A 1012-nucleotide genomic window follows, 5' to 3' on the forward strand; every position below is an offset into this window, starting at 1 on the left:
ATCGGCTTCCAGCAGTCGTACACCTACTTCACCTGGCGCAACAGCAAGCAGGAACTGACCGAGTACCTGAGGGAGTTGTCGGGTGAGGCGGCCTCCTACATGCGGCCGAACTTCTTCGTCAACACCCCCGACATCCTGCATGCCTACCTCCAGCACGGCGGGCGTCCCGCCTTCGAGGCGCGGGCCGTCCTGGCGGCGACCCTCTCGCCGACCTGGGGCCTCTACAGCGGCTACGAGCTGTGTGAGAACACCCCGTTGCGCGAGGGCAGCGAGGAGTACCTCGACTCGGAGAAGTACCAGCTCAGGCTGCGTGACTGGGAGGCGGCCGAGCGCGAGGGCCGCAGCATCGTCCCGCTCATCACGCAGCTCAACGAGATCCGTCGGCGCCACCCCGCGCTGCAACGGCTCAGGAACCTCCGTTTCCACGCGACCGACAACGACTCCGTCATCGCGTACAGCAAGCGCATGGGGGCCGATTCGGTGATCGTGGTGGTCAACCTCGACCCCCACCACACCCAGGAGGCGACGGTCTCGTTGGACATGCCGCAACTCGGCCTGGACCACCGCGCCTCGATGTCCGTGCACGACGAACTGACCGGCGAGACGTACGCCTGGAGCAGCGACAACTACGTGCGTCTGGAGCCCGGCCGGGCGCCGGCCCACGTGTTCCACGTCCGGTGACCCGCAGTGCAGATCGGAGGTTCCAGAGCGTCATGACCGTCAACTCACCCGTCCCGGACACCTTCGAGGACACGCCCGCAAAGGACCGCGACCCCGACTGGTTCAAACGCGCGGTCTTCTACGAAGTCCTCGTCCGCTCCTTCCAGGACAGCAACGGCGACGGCGTCGGCGACCTCAAGGGCCTCACCGCCAAACTCGACTACCTGCAATGGCTCGGCGTCGACTGCCTCTGGCTCCCCCCGTTCTTCACATCACCCCTGAGGGACGGCGGATACGACGTATCGGACTACACCTCCGTCCTGCCCGAGTTCGGCGACCTCGCCGACTTCGT

The 1012-nt window shown here is 66.1% G+C and carries 2 protein-coding genes; both read left to right on the forward strand.

The features are described 5' to 3' along the window. The coding region (locus IE263_RS48025) for an alpha-amylase family protein (RefSeq protein WP_189944459.1) at positions 1 to 681 on the forward strand (681 nt) is incomplete at its 5' end. A 32-nt stretch (positions 682 to 713) separates the two neighbouring features. Then, the coding region (locus tag IE263_RS48030; protein ID WP_268256155.1) for an alpha-amylase family glycosyl hydrolase at positions 714 to 1012 on the forward strand (299 nt) is incomplete at its 3' end.

Source organism: Streptomyces aurantiogriseus, from assembly GCF_014649375.1.
Classification (GTDB): Bacteria; Actinomycetota; Actinomycetes; order Streptomycetales; family Streptomycetaceae; genus Streptomyces; species Streptomyces aurantiogriseus.